Annotated in this window: 14 protein-coding genes and 5 tRNA genes; 16 read left to right on the top strand and 3 right to left on the bottom strand. The window is 45.6% G+C overall.

Annotated elements, in window-relative coordinates; all coding sequences use genetic code 11:
* Positions 1-76 precede the first annotated feature (76 nt).
* The 10 genes from ftsH to ACSYSL_RS04065 all read left to right on the top strand — a co-directional run bounded on the left by ftsH (position 77) and on the right by ACSYSL_RS04065 (position 9,255).
* Positions 77-2,167 (top strand): ATP-dependent zinc metalloprotease FtsH, encoded by a 2,091-nt coding sequence (gene ftsH, locus ACSYSL_RS04110; protein WP_010690452.1) that lies wholly within the window; start codon positions 77-79, stop codon positions 2,165-2,167.
* A 51-nt stretch (positions 2,168-2,218) separates the two neighbouring features.
* Entirely contained in the window at positions 2,219-3,178 is a 960-nt protein-coding gene (hslO, locus tag ACSYSL_RS04105; RefSeq protein ID WP_491708425.1) for an Hsp33 family molecular chaperone HslO, read from the top strand.
* Between the two features lie 105 nt (positions 3,179-3,283).
* Complete coding sequence (lysS, locus tag ACSYSL_RS04100; protein WP_248657238.1) at positions 3,284-4,768, top strand: lysine--tRNA ligase; 1,485 nt, start codon at positions 3,284-3,286, stop codon at positions 4,766-4,768.
* Positions 4,769-4,838: 70 nt separating this feature from the next.
* Positions 4,839-4,911, top strand: a tRNA-Asn gene (locus ACSYSL_RS04095).
* Between the two features lie 143 nt (positions 4,912-5,054).
* A complete protein-coding gene (locus ACSYSL_RS04090; RefSeq protein WP_010690449.1) occupies positions 5,055-6,314 on the top strand; it encodes an MFS transporter in 1,260 nt (419 codons plus the stop codon).
* 176 nt (positions 6,315-6,490) lie between these two features.
* Entirely contained in the window at positions 6,491-7,741 is a 1,251-nt protein-coding gene (locus tag ACSYSL_RS04085; RefSeq protein WP_010690448.1) for an MFS transporter, read from the top strand.
* 182 nt (positions 7,742-7,923) lie between these two features.
* A tRNA-Asn gene (locus ACSYSL_RS04080) sits at positions 7,924-7,996 on the top strand.
* A 3-nt stretch (positions 7,997-7,999) separates the two neighbouring features.
* Positions 8,000-8,072, top strand: a tRNA-Thr gene (locus ACSYSL_RS04075).
* A gap of 139 nt (positions 8,073-8,211) precedes the next feature.
* Complete coding sequence (locus tag ACSYSL_RS04070; RefSeq protein ID WP_491708424.1) at positions 8,212-8,481, top strand: ArsR/SmtB family transcription factor; 270 nt, start codon at positions 8,212-8,214, stop codon at positions 8,479-8,481.
* A gap of 54 nt (positions 8,482-8,535) precedes the next feature.
* Complete coding sequence (locus ACSYSL_RS04065) at positions 8,536-9,255, top strand: SDR family oxidoreductase (RefSeq protein ID WP_491708423.1); 720 nt, start codon at positions 8,536-8,538, stop codon at positions 9,253-9,255.
* A 53-nt stretch (positions 9,256-9,308) separates the two neighbouring features.
* Here ACSYSL_RS04065 and ACSYSL_RS04060 read toward each other — a convergent pair.
* Positions 9,309-9,394: transfer RNA gene (locus ACSYSL_RS04060), tRNA-Leu, on the bottom strand.
* A 122-nt stretch (positions 9,395-9,516) separates the two neighbouring features.
* Between ACSYSL_RS04060 and ACSYSL_RS04055 the strand changes: the two genes are divergently transcribed.
* The 4 genes from ACSYSL_RS04055 (at position 9,517) to ACSYSL_RS04040 (ending at position 12,799) form a co-directional block, all read left to right on the top strand.
* On the top strand, positions 9,517-9,852 hold the full coding sequence (locus ACSYSL_RS04055; protein ID WP_187753937.1) for a hypothetical protein: 336 nt from the start codon (positions 9,517-9,519) through the stop codon (positions 9,850-9,852).
* A complete protein-coding gene (gene tpiA / locus ACSYSL_RS04050) occupies positions 9,849-10,625 on the top strand; it encodes a triose-phosphate isomerase (RefSeq protein WP_491708422.1) in 777 nt (258 codons plus the stop codon). The genes ACSYSL_RS04055 and tpiA overlap by 4 nt, the downstream gene beginning before the upstream one ends.
* A gap of 177 nt (positions 10,626-10,802) precedes the next feature.
* Positions 10,803-12,128 (top strand): phosphopyruvate hydratase, encoded by a 1,326-nt coding sequence (gene eno, locus ACSYSL_RS04045; protein ID WP_491708421.1) that lies wholly within the window; start codon positions 10,803-10,805, stop codon positions 12,126-12,128.
* Positions 12,129-12,223: 95 nt separating this feature from the next.
* Positions 12,224-12,799: a DNA-3-methyladenine glycosylase I gene (locus tag ACSYSL_RS04040; RefSeq protein ID WP_338342645.1), complete on the top strand. Its 576-nt coding sequence runs from the start codon at positions 12,224-12,226 to the stop codon at positions 12,797-12,799.
* Positions 12,800-12,844: 45 nt separating this feature from the next.
* Here the strand turns inward: ACSYSL_RS04040 and ACSYSL_RS04035 are convergent.
* Together ACSYSL_RS04035 and ACSYSL_RS04030 are read right to left on the bottom strand one after the other, a co-directional pair.
* Positions 12,845-12,916: transfer RNA gene (locus tag ACSYSL_RS04035), tRNA-Arg, on the bottom strand.
* A gap of 18 nt (positions 12,917-12,934) precedes the next feature.
* Positions 12,935-13,570 (bottom strand): YigZ family protein, encoded by a 636-nt coding sequence (locus ACSYSL_RS04030; RefSeq protein ID WP_491708420.1) that lies wholly within the window; start codon positions 13,568-13,570, stop codon positions 12,935-12,937.
* A 62-nt stretch (positions 13,571-13,632) separates the two neighbouring features.
* On the opposite strand from ACSYSL_RS04030, the gene ACSYSL_RS04025 reads away from it, so the two are divergent.
* Positions 13,633-14,898 (top strand): helicase-related protein, encoded by a 1,266-nt coding sequence (locus ACSYSL_RS04025; RefSeq protein ID WP_491708419.1) that lies wholly within the window; start codon positions 13,633-13,635, stop codon positions 14,896-14,898.
* A 104-nt stretch (positions 14,899-15,002) separates the two neighbouring features.
* Positions 15,003-15,539: a ComF family protein gene (locus tag ACSYSL_RS04020; protein WP_491708418.1), complete on the top strand. Its 537-nt coding sequence runs from the start codon at positions 15,003-15,005 to the stop codon at positions 15,537-15,539.
* The last annotated feature ends 203 nt before the right edge of the window (positions 15,540-15,742 follow it).

The raw sequence follows: 15,742 nt of genomic DNA, 5'->3' as shown, positions 1-15,742 counted from the left end.
GGCTTCCTGTCTGGCGATGCAACGGTTAGAGGTTGTTTGGCCATAAATTTTTTTAAACGAAGATTGAGGATTACAGATGAAAAATCAAAATGGTGGCTTCTTTCGAAGCTCCTTCCTATACGTCATCATTTTCCTAGCGGTGATTGCTGGAATCTACACCTTCATGGGTGGTTCCAAAACAACGACGAAGACGATTTCACAGTCGGAATTTGTCAAATCACTTTCTGATAAGGATATTGATTCCTTTTCTATCCAGCCCGGAAATGATGTTTATAACGTAACGGGAACGTACAAGAATAGTCAAAAGCAGAAGAGTTCAAATTCTGGATTGAACGCCCTGATTGCCCAGCAATCAACGACGACAAAGTTCCAGACTTCTGTCTTGCAGAACGACTCATCAATTAAGGACATTACGGCTGCTGCCAAGAAGTCCAATACTGAAATGACGACGAAGCCAGCGGCTTCATCCGGCTTTTGGTTAAACCTAATTATCACCATTGCGCCAATGCTGTTGATTGTGGGAATCATTTACTTAATGATGTCACAGTCAGCCGGCAAGGGTGGTCAAGGCGGCATGATGGGCAACTTTGGCAAGTCCAAGGCAAAGCCTTCTGATCCAAAGGACAACAAGACACGCTTTACCGACGTCGCTGGTGCAGACGAAGAGAAGGAAGAACTTGTTGAAGTTGTTGAATTCTTGAAGTCACCGAAGAAGTTCACTCAAATGGGGGCCCGTATTCCAAAGGGTGTCTTACTTGAGGGACCTCCAGGAACTGGAAAGACGATGCTGGCTAAGGCCGTTGCCGGTGAGGCTTCCGTACCATTCTTCTCAATGTCTGGATCAGACTTTGTTGAGATGTTCGTTGGTGTTGGGGCTTCCCGTGTTCGTGACCTCTTTGATCAAGCCAAGAAGAGTGCCCCTGCCATCATTTTCATTGATGAAATTGATGCCGTGGGTCGCCGTCGTGGTTCTGGTATTGGTGGTGGAAACGACGAACGTGAACAGACGTTGAACCAAATCCTGATTGAGATGGACGGTTTTGATAACTCCGAAGGGGTTATCATCTTGGCTTCAACGAACCGTTCTGATGTTTTGGATCCGGCATTGCTCCGTTCTGGTCGTTTTGACCGAAAGATTATGGTTGGCGCTCCTGATGTGAAGGGCCGTGAAGCCATCTTAAAGGTTCACGCTAAGAACAAGCCATTGGCCGACTCAGTTGATTTGAAAGCCATTGCTCACCAAACCCCAGGTTACGTAGGGGCTGATTTGGAAAACTTGTTGAACGAAGCAGCTCTGTTGGCCGCTCGTCGTAACAAGAAAAACATTGATGCCGCCGACTTGGATGAAGCCGAAGACCGAATCTTCCAAGGACCTGCCAAGGCCAACAAGGCGATGTCAGACCTTGAACGGAAGACAACGGCTTTCCACGAAGCTGGTCACGCTTTGGTCGGACTGGTGAAATCCAACGCTTCCGTTGTGCGTAAGGTTACGATTGTGCCTCGTGGTCGTATCGGTGGGTACGCGTTGATGACTCCTAAGACGGACCGTTACAACATTCGCTACTCCGAAGCACTTGAACAGTTGGCTGGTCTGATGGGTGGTCGCGCCGCTGAATTGGCTACTTTTGATGAAGCTTCATCAGGGGCAGCTAACGATTTCCAGCAAGCAACCAACCTGGCTCGCCAAATGGTTACGGCTTATGGAATGTCTGATAAGTTGGGCATGGTCCAGTTGGAAGGTAATGCTTCGGTTTCATATAGTGAAGGTGGCGGTGCCAAGTCATATTCAGATGAGACGGCTGCCTTGATTGACGAAGAAGTTCGTCGATTGACAAAGGAAGCCTTCGAAGAAGCAACCAAGATTTTGACTGAACACAAGGATAAGTTAGCAGAAATTGCGAACGCCTTGCTTGAAGTTGAATCGCTTGATGAAAAGCAAATTAAAGATATTTATGAAACTGGTCACTTCACTCGCAAGGGCGAAGAGGACGAGAACGATGCCAAGTCCTATGACGAAGCAAAGGCTGCCTTGGATCACAAGGAAGACGAAGTGGAACAGGCTGAAGAGGAAGGTGCGAAGAATCCGGATGCGCCTTTGGATGACAATCCAGATGAACCAGAATCTGTTGATGATGGTTCTGACTCGGATGACGATTCTAAGCAATAAAATCTTTTGAAGTTGGCTTCGGCCAACTTTTTTTCTTGAAAGGGGAAAACGATGGCAGATCAATTAATCAAAGTAATTACAAAAGACGAGGCTTTTCGTGCCTTTGCGGTTGATGGAACAAAGCTAGTTCAAGAAGCAGCAAGCTCGCACGAAACCTCACGTTTGGCGACGGTAGTCTTGGGAAGGGCGCTGTTGGCCACTGAAATTCTGGCGCAAGCCACACTCAAGGGTGAAGAACGATTAAACGTTAAAATGGCTGGCCGTGGTCCCATTGGGCAAATCGTTACAGAAGCCGATACAAAGGGGGCTGTTCGTGGCTACGTTTCCAACCCCGAGATTGAACCAATCGTGAACGATGATAATCAATTAAACGTTGCCGGTGCTGTTGGCAATAACGGTTCCTTCCAAGTGACGAAGTTTGCACCTTATTCAAATCCCTACATCGGACAATCCATCATGGTTTCTGGTGAAATTGGCGATGACTTTACCTACTACTTAACGCATTCGGAACAAATTCCTTCCGTGATTGGGGTTGGGGTGACGATGAACCCTGATAACACGGTCAAAGCGGCCGGTGGTTTTTTGGTTCAAGCATTGCCTGGTGCAAGCGATGACCAGTTGACGGAATTGAACGAAAAGTTGCAAAAGATGCCGGCGTTAGCCACTCTTCTGGGTAACAAAAAGGGGCCGCTAGCCATTTTGGATGCCATTCTAGGGGAGCAAAACTACAGTCAGTTGCAATCGGTTAGCATTGGTTTGGCGGCAGAGCCATCGAAGGATGCTTATGCAGCCCAATTGGCCACGTTGCCTTCTCATGAAATCCAAGCCATGATTGATGAAGATGGTGGGGCTGAAGTTCGTGGTAAGTTCTCTGGTAAGCGCCACCAGTTCTCCGCACATGAATTAGACGTTATTTTGCAGGATGTTTTGAAACGAGAAGCACAGCAAAAAAACGAAGAGGCGCAAGACGATGATTCTGATGCTGCCAATTCAGCGGACGAAAAAAAATAAACTTTGTTGAAAGTCGGCTACGGCCGACTTTTTAAATGCAGGTGGATTTGCTATACTGATTAGTAGAGAAAATGCGAGAAAATCGCTGACAGGAAGGTAAGATGAATGGCTGAAGAAAAAGCCCTTAATGATCAAATGCGCGCTCGCCGTCAAAAGATGCAAGCGCTGCAAGATGATCTTCAGATTGATCCGTTTGGCCACCGTTTCGATCGTGATTCATTGGCCGCAGACCTCCACGAAAAATTCGATGGTAAGAGCCAAGAAGAACTGGAAGAAAACCCAGTGAAGGTGATTATTGCCGGACGAATGGTCGCCAAGCGTGGTGCAGGAAAGGTAATCTTTGCAGACATCCGTGACCGTTCGGGTCAAATTCAAATTTACGCTCGGCGTGATGACTTGGGTGAGAACTATCCAATCATTAAGCGTGCTGATTTAGGTGACTTTATCGGAATCGAAGGTCAAATGATGAAGACGGAAGCCGGTGAATTAACGGTTTTGGTCACGCATTTGACGCACTTGTCCAAGGCCCTGCGGCCAATGCCAGACAAGTTCCACGGAATTTCTGACGTGGAAACTCGTTACCGTAAGCGTTACCTTGACTTGATTGCCAATAAGGAATCGTTCGTTCGCTTCCAACAGCGCTCAAAGATTATTTCGGCCATCCGTGCATACATGGAAAAGCAGGACTTCTTAGAAGTGGAAACACCTATCCTCCAGACGCAGGCTGGTGGTGCTGCTGCTCGTCCCTTTGTGACCCATCACAATGCTTTGGATATCGACATGTACATGCGGATTGCTACTGAGCTCTACTTGAAGCGCTTGATCGTTGGTGGCATGGAGCGAGTCTATGAAATTGGCCGGATCTTCCGTAACGAAGGAATGGACCCTAAGCATAACCCCGAATTTACGACGATGGAGTCGTATGCAGCTTATTGGGACTTTCACGATGTGATGGACGAAACAGAAGGCATCTTTAAGGCAGCCGCTGCGGTTGTCTCAGACGACTTGAAGATTACTTACCAGGGAACTGAAATCGACCTGAACAAGCCTTTTGCTCGTAAGCATATGGTTGATTTGATTAAGGAAAAGTCCGGTGTGGACTTCTGGCCGGAAATGACGGTTGAAAAAGCCCGTCAACTAGCGGATGAAAAGGGTGTTAAGTACGAAGAGTTCTGGGGTGTTGGTCACATTATTAACGCCTTCTTCGAAGAGTTTGTTGAAGATACTTTGGAACAACCAACGATTGTTTATGGTCATCCCGTTGAAGTTTCCCCACTTGCAAAGAAGAATGATGACGATCCACGCTTTACGGATCGTTTCGAGATCTATATCATGGGGGCCGAATATGGTAACGCCTTTACCGAGTTGAACGATCCGATTGACCAACGTGCTCGTTTTGAGGCGCAGGCGGCGGAACGTGAAAACGGTAACGATGAAGCTGAAAACATTGATGACGACTTTATCGAAGCCCTTGAATATGGTATGCCACCTACAGGTGGATTGGGAATTGGAATCGACCGTTTGGTGATGTTGTTGACGGACACGAACACGATTCGCGATGTCATCTTGTTCCCAACGATGCGTCCATAATTTTTAAAAATATGATTGACGTGCTTAGCTTTTCTTTGTATACTTATTGAGTTAGTTAAGCACTAATTATTCCGAATTAGCTCAGTTGGTAGAGCACACGACTGTTAATCGTGTTGTCGTCGGTTCGAGCCCGACATTCGGAGTACTTAAAAAGTCGCCTTTGGCGGCTTTTTTATTTGATTTAACTTCTTTTTTTCGGTATAGTAGCCAATGGTGAATTACGATAAATAATGCACTGACAAAATAACTGATGCCCGAGAGCGTCAATTTTGAAAGGAAAAAAATAATGTCACAAGACACAGCACAGCCTGTCGAACACTTGCACTACCGCGACTTTTCGACGAACCAGAAGCTAACGCTCTGGTCAACTACCGCCGGATTTGGTTTGGAGCACATGGATCAGCTCTTCATTTCCTTCGCGATGTCATCCATCATTGCCTCTTTGCATATCTCGAACTTTGCAGGAGGGTTTATCTCAACGATTTCCATGTTTGGCTCTTTGGTTGGAGGACTCTTCTTCGGAATGTTGTCTGATCGAATTGGTCGTGTGCGCGTCTTTACTTGGACGCTGTTCATTGTGGCCTTTGCCACGGGTGCCATTTACTTCGCTCATAATATTTGGCTGGTTTACACTTTCCGTTTCATTGCGGGAGTTGGAACCGGGGCCGAATACGGGGCCGGGGTCACATTGATTGCTGAGAGTTTTGCTGGTAAAAAGATTGGTAAGTTAACGTCCTTGACTCAAATCGGTGGTCAGGTGGGGGCTGTTTTGTCAGCCATCGCGTCCGCCATCATCATTCCAACCTTTGGCTGGAACGCACTCTTCTTAGTTGGCTTGGTTCCAGTGCTCTTGGCCTTTATTCTGCGCCGTCACTTGAAGGAACCAGAGGAATTCTTGAAGACACAGGCAAAGCGTAAGACAGAGAAAGAATCCGTTGTTGAAAAGGCACCAATCCTAGAGGTTGTTAAGACGCCAGCTTTGGCTTACCAAACGTTTGCACTGATCATGATGATGATGATTCAAATCGGTGGTTACTACGGTTTGATGAACTGGTTGCCTAAAATCATGCAAAAGCAACTGCACTTGTCAATTTCAGGTTCCTCCCTTTGGATGATTGTCACGATTGTTGGAATGTCCCTTGGAATGTATATCTTTGGTTTCGTGCTGGATAACTTTGGACCACGCATGGCTTTCGGAGCCTTCTTGCTCTTGGCAGCGGTTTCCGTCTACTTGCTCTTAGTTGCCCACAGCGCTTGGTCACTCTTAATCATCATGATGGTCGTTGGTTTCTTCTCAAACGGCATGTACGGTGGTTATGGCGTGGTTGTCTCACGGCTTTACCCAACCTTTGCTCGTGTGACGGCCAACTCAGTCGTTTCCTCTGTTGGAAAATTGCTGGGAGGCTTCTTCCCACCAATCATCGGTTGGTTGATGGATAAGTACACGTTGAGCCATGTCATGATGTTCTTTACGGCCATGTACCTATTCTCGTTCTTGATTATGTTGACGATTCCAGCCTTTCGTCGTAAGGATATTGAGTTTTAATAAAAGTTTACTAACATGATTAAAGAGTCGCTTTTGCGGCTCTTTTTCTTTTTTAAAAAGTGATTGCGCCACCCTGCAAATTTCTGTATAGTAGCAGGTGGTGTTTTTAACCAAATAATGTTTAGACGAAATAATTGAGGCCCGTGAGCCTCGGTTTTGAAAGGGAAATTGAATAAATGACAAAGACTGCCCACGATGCTGAGGCGATCCATTATAAGGATTTTACTAAGCAGCAGAAAGTAACGATGCTTTCCACGACTGCTGGCTTCAGTTTGGAACACATGGATCATTCCTTGATTCCAATCGCGACGACTGCCATTGTGGCCTCCCTTGGGGTAACCCAAGCGGCGGCCGGATTAATTACGACTTTTGCCATGACAGGCACACTTTTAGGTGGCCTGTTCTTTGGAATGTTGGCCGATAAAATCGGCCGTGCCCGTATTTTCAACTGGACGATCTTTGTGGTGGCCTTTGCCACAGCCGCCCTTTACTTTGCCGATAACATCTATGAAATTTACTTCTTAAAATTCATCGCTGGCTTTGGTACGGCGGCCGAATACGGGGCCGGTGTGACACTGATTGCCGAAAGTTTTGCTGGCAAGAAAATTGGTCGCTTGACCTCACTTGCCCACATTGGTGGCCAAACAGGAACGATTTTGGCCGCGATCGCTTCAGCGGTTATCCTGCCAAAGTATGGTTGGAACGCCCTTTGCTTATTCGGTTTGCTGCCTATTGCCTTTGCCTTCTTCGTTCGCCGGAACCTGAAGGACTCGGCTGAATTTGAGGAAGCAAGAAGAAAGCGTGATCTTGAAAAGAAGCAGCAGCAACTGCCAATTATTGAGGTCTTCAAAACGCCAGCCCTAGCTTATCAGACCACAGCGTTGGTGTTGATGATGATGGTTCAGATTGGCGGTTATTACGGTATTTTGACTTGGTTGCCAAAGACCATGCAGGCCCACTTGGGCTTGCCGGTTGGAAAGTCGACATTGTGGACGGTGGCCATGGTAATTGGGATGTCTCTTGGAATGTACTTCTTCGGCTCCTTCTTGGATAAGTTTGGGCCACGAAAAGCCTTCGGACTCTTCTTATCCTTTTCCGCCCTGGCCCTGTACTTACCAACTTTTGCTAACAATGCGTTGAGTCTTTTGATCATCATGCTGATTGTTGGCTTCTTCTCGAACGGGATGTACGCCGGCTTTGGTGTCATTGTTTCACGACTTTACCCAGCTGAAGCACGTGTGACGGCTAATTCTGTCGTTTCTTCAGGTGGAAAGTTCCTTGGTGGTTTTTTCCCAGCGATTGTTGGTGTGTTGATGGACAAGTTCTCCTTCACCTACGTGCTCCTTTTCTTTACCTTAAGTTATCTTTTTTCATTGATCATTATGTTAACCATTCCAGCTTTGCGCCGGAAAGACGTTCAATTCTAATTTTAAAAAGTCATCCTGCGGGGTGACTTTTTTAGTTCGTGCGATATTTTTGCCATTTCGTTTCTTGAAAAAGGGAAGGGTTCTCTGATTGAAAAAAACTTCTTTTTTTGCAGAAAAATCTTGACAGTTATGGGGGTAGATGGCATAATTAAATAGTTGTTTTGATACAACAAACGCATTATTCCGAATTAGCTCAGTTGGTAGAGCACACGACTGTTAATCGTGTTGTCGTCGGTTCGAGCCCGACATTCGGAGTATGCCGATGTAGCTCAGTTGGTAGAGCACGGGTATCGTAAACCTGGGGTCGAAGGTTCGAATCCTTTCGTCGGCATCCCAAGCGTCTCACTTCGGTGAGGCGCTTTTTTGTTGCTGTTTTTGTAAAAAAAACTTTACATATCGAAAATATTCGATATAGTGTGGTTATGGATATTAATGAATAAATTTTTAAAGCGTTGGCTAACGATAGTAGATTGAAAATACTCAAATGGTTACGACGACCGGAAGTGTTTGCAACTGATGAAGTGCCTGTTGCAAACATTAACTATATGGTTGAAAACTATGGTGAAGTGTGTGCGACTCTAATTGTTGCTAAAACAAAACTGGCTCAGTCAACGGTTTCTGCTTACTTAAAACAATTGGTACAAGTTGATCTATTGATAAGCGAGCGACATGACAAGTGGACTTATTATAGGAGAAACGAAAAGCAAATTGATTGTTTGGTGAAATATCTAGAAGAATAATTTTTTTGAGTTTATTGACTATTTATCGAAATATAACGATATAAAGGTGGGGGTATGGGATTTATTATAGTTACGGGTGGTACATCGGGTGTGGGTCTTGCGATTGCAAAAGACTTGATTAAAAAAGGGTATCAGGTTTTGGGTGTGGGGCGTAATAAGAAAAAGGGGCAGTTTGTTCAGGAACAACTAGGTCCTTTGTTTCACTTTATTCAAGCAGATATTAGTAGTGAACAAGGCGTTGAAATTGTTGAGAAGGCTTCACGAGCATTTCCCGACAAGTTGGATGTTCTCATTCATAGTGCAGGTGTTTTTCCAAAAACAGGAGAAGAAAATCGTCGTGTGAATATTCGACCTCATTATTTTTTGACAATGGCGTTGCGTCAACAATTACGGGGTGGGCGAGTTTTATTGGTTACTGGTAATCCCCTTGCCGTTAAAAATGCACCCATCATCACTGGACAATTGACAACGATGCAGAGAGCAATGTGGTTATTATCAAGAAAAACATTGCTTGTTAAAAAAATGGCGGCTGAATTGACAATGGATGGGATTACAGTCAATGCTTTCTTTCCGGGTGATGTCCATAGTGAATTAATGCCTTACACTCGTAGTCTGCTAAGGACTGATGTTCCAGTGGGTGCTTATCTTGCTTTGTCGAAGAATATTAAAAAGGTGAGCGGGGAATTTTTTGATGAAGTGGGTAATCTTGTTCCATTATCAGAGAAGAAGTACAACGTGGAAAGTGCTAATCGTATTTTAAAGAATATACTTTAATAAGTTTTAAACCAACAAAAAAAGCAGACCCGAAGGTCTGCTTTTTTCTATGATGCGGATGGCGGGAGTCGAACCCGCACGTCCTAAAGCGGACACAGGATCCTTAATCCTGCGCGTCTGCCAATTCCGCCACATCCGCAACTTAACTTTTAGAATTTTACAGTGTATTGCGACTTTTGTCAAGTAGGGTATGAAAGTTTCGATTATTCTCCTCGACTTTCCAAATATTTGGTAAACTATGTATGGAATGGAGAACTGCTTATGAAATTATTTAATTGGTCCAAACAAGACCAGGAAGATAAAAAGGAACTCAGTCGAATTGAGTTTCTCCAAGCGGAAAATGATCGATTGCTTGATCATATCGAGTCGCTGAAGCTTGACATTACGGAGCTTGAAGCTGAAAAGAAACACATGGAAGATTTACTTTCTCGCTCTGGTTTTAAGAACCGGGTGATTCGGATTGGCATGGGGCTGGTTGTTCTGGCGCTATCTTACGGATTACTGGTTTTCTTCGGCGAACGTAACGCGAATCTGCCCTGGATCCTGCTAATTGAAGCAGCCTTCATCATCTTTATGGGACGGGGGGAGGACAAATGACGGATATGAAACGTCGACCACTTGTTTTGGCTAACTGGAAGATGAACATGACACCCTCGCAGGTTCTTCCCTATCTTGACCAAGTGATTCCCGAAGTTGAAAAAGACACCGGCGCCGATGTTGCCATTGCCGCACAAGATTTGTACTTGGCACAAATGGTGAAAGCAACAACCAACACCCGCCTTGCCATAGCAGCCGAAAACGCTCATTGGACGGACGAAGGTGCGTATACGGGCGAAACTTCGCCAAAAGCGTTAGCTGAGATTGGTGTTTCCTATGTTTTGATTGGTCATTTTGAGCGACGCAAACTTTTCAATGAAACAGATGAGCGAGTGAATTTAAAAACCAAGGCGGCCCTGAAAAACGGGTTGAAAGTCATCGTTGATCTCGATGAAGATATGTCGACCTATGATACGGTTAATCCGAACACCGTTGTCCTAGCGCAGTTGCGAGCCGCATTAGCGGGTATTTCGGCAGAAGAGCTTGATCAGGTGGCCATCGCTTATGAACCAACATGGGCGATTGGCTCTGGTGAAGCTGCCTCAGCGACGGCTGCCCAAAAGGCGGCCGTGTTAATTCGCCAATCTTTGAAGAACTTGTACTCAGCCGGTGTCGCTGAAAAAATTCGGATCCTCTACGGTGGTTCTGTCACGACCAAGAACGCGGCTGCCTTTTTGTCCCAAAACGATATCGATGGTGTTTTGGTGGGAAAGGCTGCCTTGGATCCAAAGCAGTTCTTAGAATTAATTGATATCGCACAGGCAACGCATTAAATCGGTGGGTTGCTTGGAAACGACTTTGAAATAAAACAGACAATTAACGTTGTCTGTTTTTTATTTGTAAATAAGGAGGAAGTCTTCTAGTTTACTGTTCAATTTGCTAAATAAGGGTGGTATACTTTAAGTGGAATTATTTATTGAATAACCCACAGACAAAAGGAGAACAACTAAATGTCTTTGATTTCAGATATTATTGCACGTGAAGTTCTGGATTCCCGTGGAAACCCTACGGTTGAAGCCGAAGTAATCACTGAAGTTGGTGGTTTCGGACGTGGTATCGTGCCATCCGGTGCCTCAACTGGTGAACACGAAGCTGTTGAATTGCGTGACGGTGACAAGAACCGTTTCGGTGGTAAGGGTGTTACGAAGGCTGTTGCCAACGTTAACGGTCCAATCGCCAAGGCTTTGGTTGGTAAGTTCGACGTAACTGACCAACGTGCCATCGACCAAGCAATGATCGATTTGGATGGAACGGCTAACAAGGGTAAGTTGGGTGCCAACGCCATCTTGGCCGTTTCAATCGCTGCTGCTCGTGCAGCTGCCGATGAATTGGGTATGCCTTTGTTCTCATACATTGGTGGTATGAACTCATACGTGATGCCAACGCCAATGATGAACGTTATCAACGGTGGTGCACACTCAGATAACAAGGTTGATTTCCAAGAATTCATGATCATGCCTGTTGGTGCTCCTTCAATCAAGGAAGCCATCCGTTATGGTTCAGAAACTTTCCACGAATTGAAGAAGTTGTTGGCCGCTGACGGCAAGGCTACTTCAGTTGGTGACGAAGGTGGATTTGCTCCTGACTTCGCTAACAACGAAGAACCATTGCAGTACTTGATCAAGGCCATTGAAGGTGCCGGCTATAAGCCAGGTAAGGACATCGCCATCGCTGTCGATGTTGCTTCTTCTGAATTGTGGGATGCTGAAAAGCAAAAGTACGTTTTGCGCTGGTCAACGAAGGAAGAATTTGCTACGGCAGACTTCATCAAGTACTTGGAAGACTTGGCAGACCGTTACCCAATTATCTCAATCGAAGATCCTATCGACGAAAACAACTGGGATGACTGGGCTGAAATCACGAAGGAACTTGGCAAGAAGGTTCAATTGGTTGGTGACGACTTCTTCGTTACAAACACTGAATACTTGGCTAAGGGAATCCGCATGGGTGCCGCTAACTCAATCTTGATCAAGGTTAACCAAATTGGTACGATGACTGAAACTTTGGATGCCATCGAAATGGCTAAGGAAGCTGGTTACACGGCAATCGTTTCTCACCGTTCAGGTGAAACGGAAGACACGACCATCGCTGACTTGGTTGTTGCCACAAACGCTGGCCAAATCAAGACTGGTTCAATGTCACGTACTGACCGTATTGCAAAGTACAACCAATTGATTCGTATCGAAGAATTGATTGGTGACACGTCAAAGTACAAGGGTATTCACGCCTTCTACAACTTGTCAGCACAAGCTCGTGAAGCAATTCAAGCAAAGTAATTGCTTTAAAAAACGCTCCGTATGGAGCGTTTTTTTATTTGTTTTCGTATAATTAGTTGAAAGCTGTTCAAGGGTGTTTGAAAAGGAGGGGAACGATGTTGCAACGGTGCCGCTGGGTGACAAGTGGAATGCTGAGTCAGGAACTGATTGATTACCATGATAAAGAGTATAGCCGACCAGTTCATGACGAACAGCTAGCCTTTGAATACTTGGTGATGGAACTGTTTCAATCCGGGTTGTCTTGGCAGACGGTTTTAAAAAAGCGTGTGGCCTTGAAGGAAGACTTTGCGAACAATGACATTGCGAGAGTTGCCGCCTTTGGTACTGATGATATTGCAACCCTCATGCAGGATCCTCGAATTATCCGAAACCGTCGTAAGATTGAGGCGGTCATCCACAATGCACGGATTATTGTGAACTGGCATGCGGAGGGAAGACGCTTCATTGACTTTTTATGGTCCTTTACAGAAGGGAAAAGTGTCGATATTGGTCCTGAAGATGGGGAAAAGTTGCCAGCTAGCACGACTTTATCAAAGGAGGTTTCAGCAGCGCTTAAGGATGCTGGCTTCTCCTTTACGGGTCCAGTCGTCGTTGAATCGCTGTTGCAAGCTGTTGGCATTCATAATGGCCACGATCAGGGCTGTGCCTGGCATCATTTGATGACAAAATAAAAAGAGGAGGAGCTGTTTGCTCTTCCTCTTTTTGCTTTCATAGTATGCGCGATCCGGGAGTCGAACCCGGATTGCAAGAACCGGAATCTTGCGTGCTATCCATTACACCAACCGCGCGAACTATGTTATTATAACCTACTTTTTTGGAATTTCCAAGTAACTCTCGCCAATCTTTTTAAAGGTAATGCGCCCTGCAAAGCGGTTTGTAAGGGTTTCTTCGAAAGTTTTTACAGTATTTGGATCGACGGCCACTTGGTGATGGACAGCGGTATCAAAAGTCGTGTCAATCAGAGGAAAGGCTTCCTCCTTTAGCCAGTAGGTTAATTCGTCATTATTGGCGTAATCAACGGTTAGCTCAAGCACGGTCCGATTGAGCCGTTCAACCAATCCAAGGGCTTCAAGGCCTTGAGCTGTTGTCCCGGCGTAGGCACGAATTAAGCCACCTGCTCCAAGCTTAATTCCCCCGAAATAGCGAGTGACAACGGCCAAGACGTTGTGAACGCCCTGTTTCTGGAGAACTTCTAGCATCGGAACACCGGCTGTGCCGGATGGTTCACCATTATCGGAGTAGCGCTTGATTTCATCGTTATCACCAATAACGTAGGCAAAGACGTTGTGAGTGGCCTTGTAATGTTCTTTATTGACCTGTTCGATTTTTTCTTTCGCTTCTTCTTCGCTATTGACCCGCGCAAGGTAAATCAAGAAGTCTGATTTTTTAATTGTTTGTTCCCAGTGACCTTCCTGGGGTTTTAGTAAGTAAAAGTCTGCCATATTTCGTATTATAACATGAAGCAATCGGATGCGAACTGCTTTAGGATGGATGGGATGAACAAATGAACTTAGAGGAATTTTATGGTCGGTTAGTAACCTGGCCAAAAGCACGCGAATGTCCCGAAGGTACTGTGGCGATGCCCTCTCTACTGAAAGGGCGCTGTGGCCGTTGTGGTGGTCGAACAAGGGCCACGCTACCTGGGAAGCAAAGCTATTGTTTGGACTGTTTAACGATAGGACGTGTGTCCACACTGGATAAGTTACTAACGGTGCCGGAGCCAAATGACTTTGAAACAGTTGGCACGATGCATTGGAACGGTCAACTAACTGCAAAACAGGAAAAGATTAGTTGCCAGCTGATTAAGAATTACAGCGAAGGAGTCGACCAGCTGTTATGGGCAGTAACAGGTGCTGGCAAGACCGAGATGCTTTTTCCGTTAATTGGACAGTCATTAAAACGGGGGCTACGCGTTGGCTTTGTTTCACCAAGAGTTGATGTAGTGCTGGAACTTGCTCCCCGAATACAAGCGGCTTTTTCGGTATCATTACAGGTTTTATATGGTGAACAAGAAGAACCCTATCGATATAGTCAATTAGTGCTTGGAACTGTCCACCAATTATTGCGTTTTTACCAGGCCTTTGATCTATTGATTATTGATGAAGTGGATGCCTTTCCATACCGCGGTAATCGCCTTTTGGAACGCGCTGTGAGGCAATCAGTAAAGAGTAGTGGACATCTGGTAATGTTGACGGCCACGCCCTCCAAACGACTCCTTAACAAGCTCAAAGAGCGAGGCGGGCGGTTACTTATGCTACCTGAACGCTTCCATGGGCAGCACCTTCCTGAGATTACGTTACATGTTCATGCAAATTGGGAGAAACGGTTCTCCAGGCGATTAAAACAGTTGTTACTTGGATTTGAACGACAGGAGTTACCATTCATCATCTTTGTTCCAAAGGTTCGTCATTTAAACCCTGTTTTTAGACACGTCACTGCCATGGTCCCTAGTAACGGTACTACGGTTCATGCCAACGACCCGGATCGTTTGAAAAAAGTAGCGGACATGCGTGCCGGCCATTACCGTTATTTAGTGAGCACAACCATCCTTGAGAGGGGAGTGACGCTACCGAAATTACAAGTTGTGATATTGGGGGCGGATGATCCGACTTTTACAAAAGAGGCCTTATTACAAATGGCTGGTCGTGTCGGACGCTCGCGTGTTGCAACAGAAGGGGTAGTGTTCGCGGTGGCTTCTGGACCAGCCCGTACGATTCGCGCGGCCCAAAAAGAAATTCGACTATTAAATGAAAAAGCAGGGATGGATTGATGGAACAATGTTTACTGTGTCAGCAATCGCTCACAAGCGAATTAACCTTACTCACCTTATTAACAGGTTATCGGGGAGCACAAGAGCAATTTTGTCAGACTTGTTTGCAAAAATTTCAGGAGATTACTGGTCCAATCTGTCCGGGCTGTGGTCGAATGAGCGGGGATGCAAGACTTTGTCAGGATTGTCAAACCTGGCAGGACAAGGGAGAGACACTGATTGAAAATCGGGCGCTTTATGTTTATAACCAGCAAATGAAGGATTACATGGCGCGCTACAAGTTTATTGGTGACTATCGGTTGCGCGTGTTGTTTAAAGGTGGGATGAGAAAACAAATCCGTCGACGAATGCGTGCTGAGAAAATTGATATGGTTGCGTCCATCCCCATCAGTAGTCAGCGGCTGCAAACACGCGGTTTCAACCAAGTGCATGTTTTTATTCCAATCAGTAAGGGATTTCTTGAACCACTGACCGTTTCTGGCAATCATAAAGTCGATCAGTCATCTAAAACACGAGTCGATCGACTTCAAACGACACAACCCTTTGAATTTAAAGAAGGAATGGAACCACGGATTAGGGGGCGACGGATCCTGTTAGTTGATGATGTTTATACGACGGGGCGAACCCTTTATCATGCGTGAGCGCGATTAAAAAGTGCGGGAGCGGCCGCCGTATTTTCAATAACGTTGGCACGGTAATGGAGGTCGTTTGTGTTAGGAAATAATCATTGCTTTTTGACCAAGAACCCTTAAGAAATCCTTATCTTTCGCCTGAAAGTTGGTCTTTCTTAGCTCCAAATATGGTATAATCGAAAGGATTGTAGGGGAGTATTTTGACTCTCCTC

Source organism: Fructobacillus sp. ESL1129, from assembly GCF_058507945.1.
The sequence above is the reverse complement of the archived record's forward strand: the minus strand, read 5'-3'. Positions and strand labels throughout refer to the sequence as shown.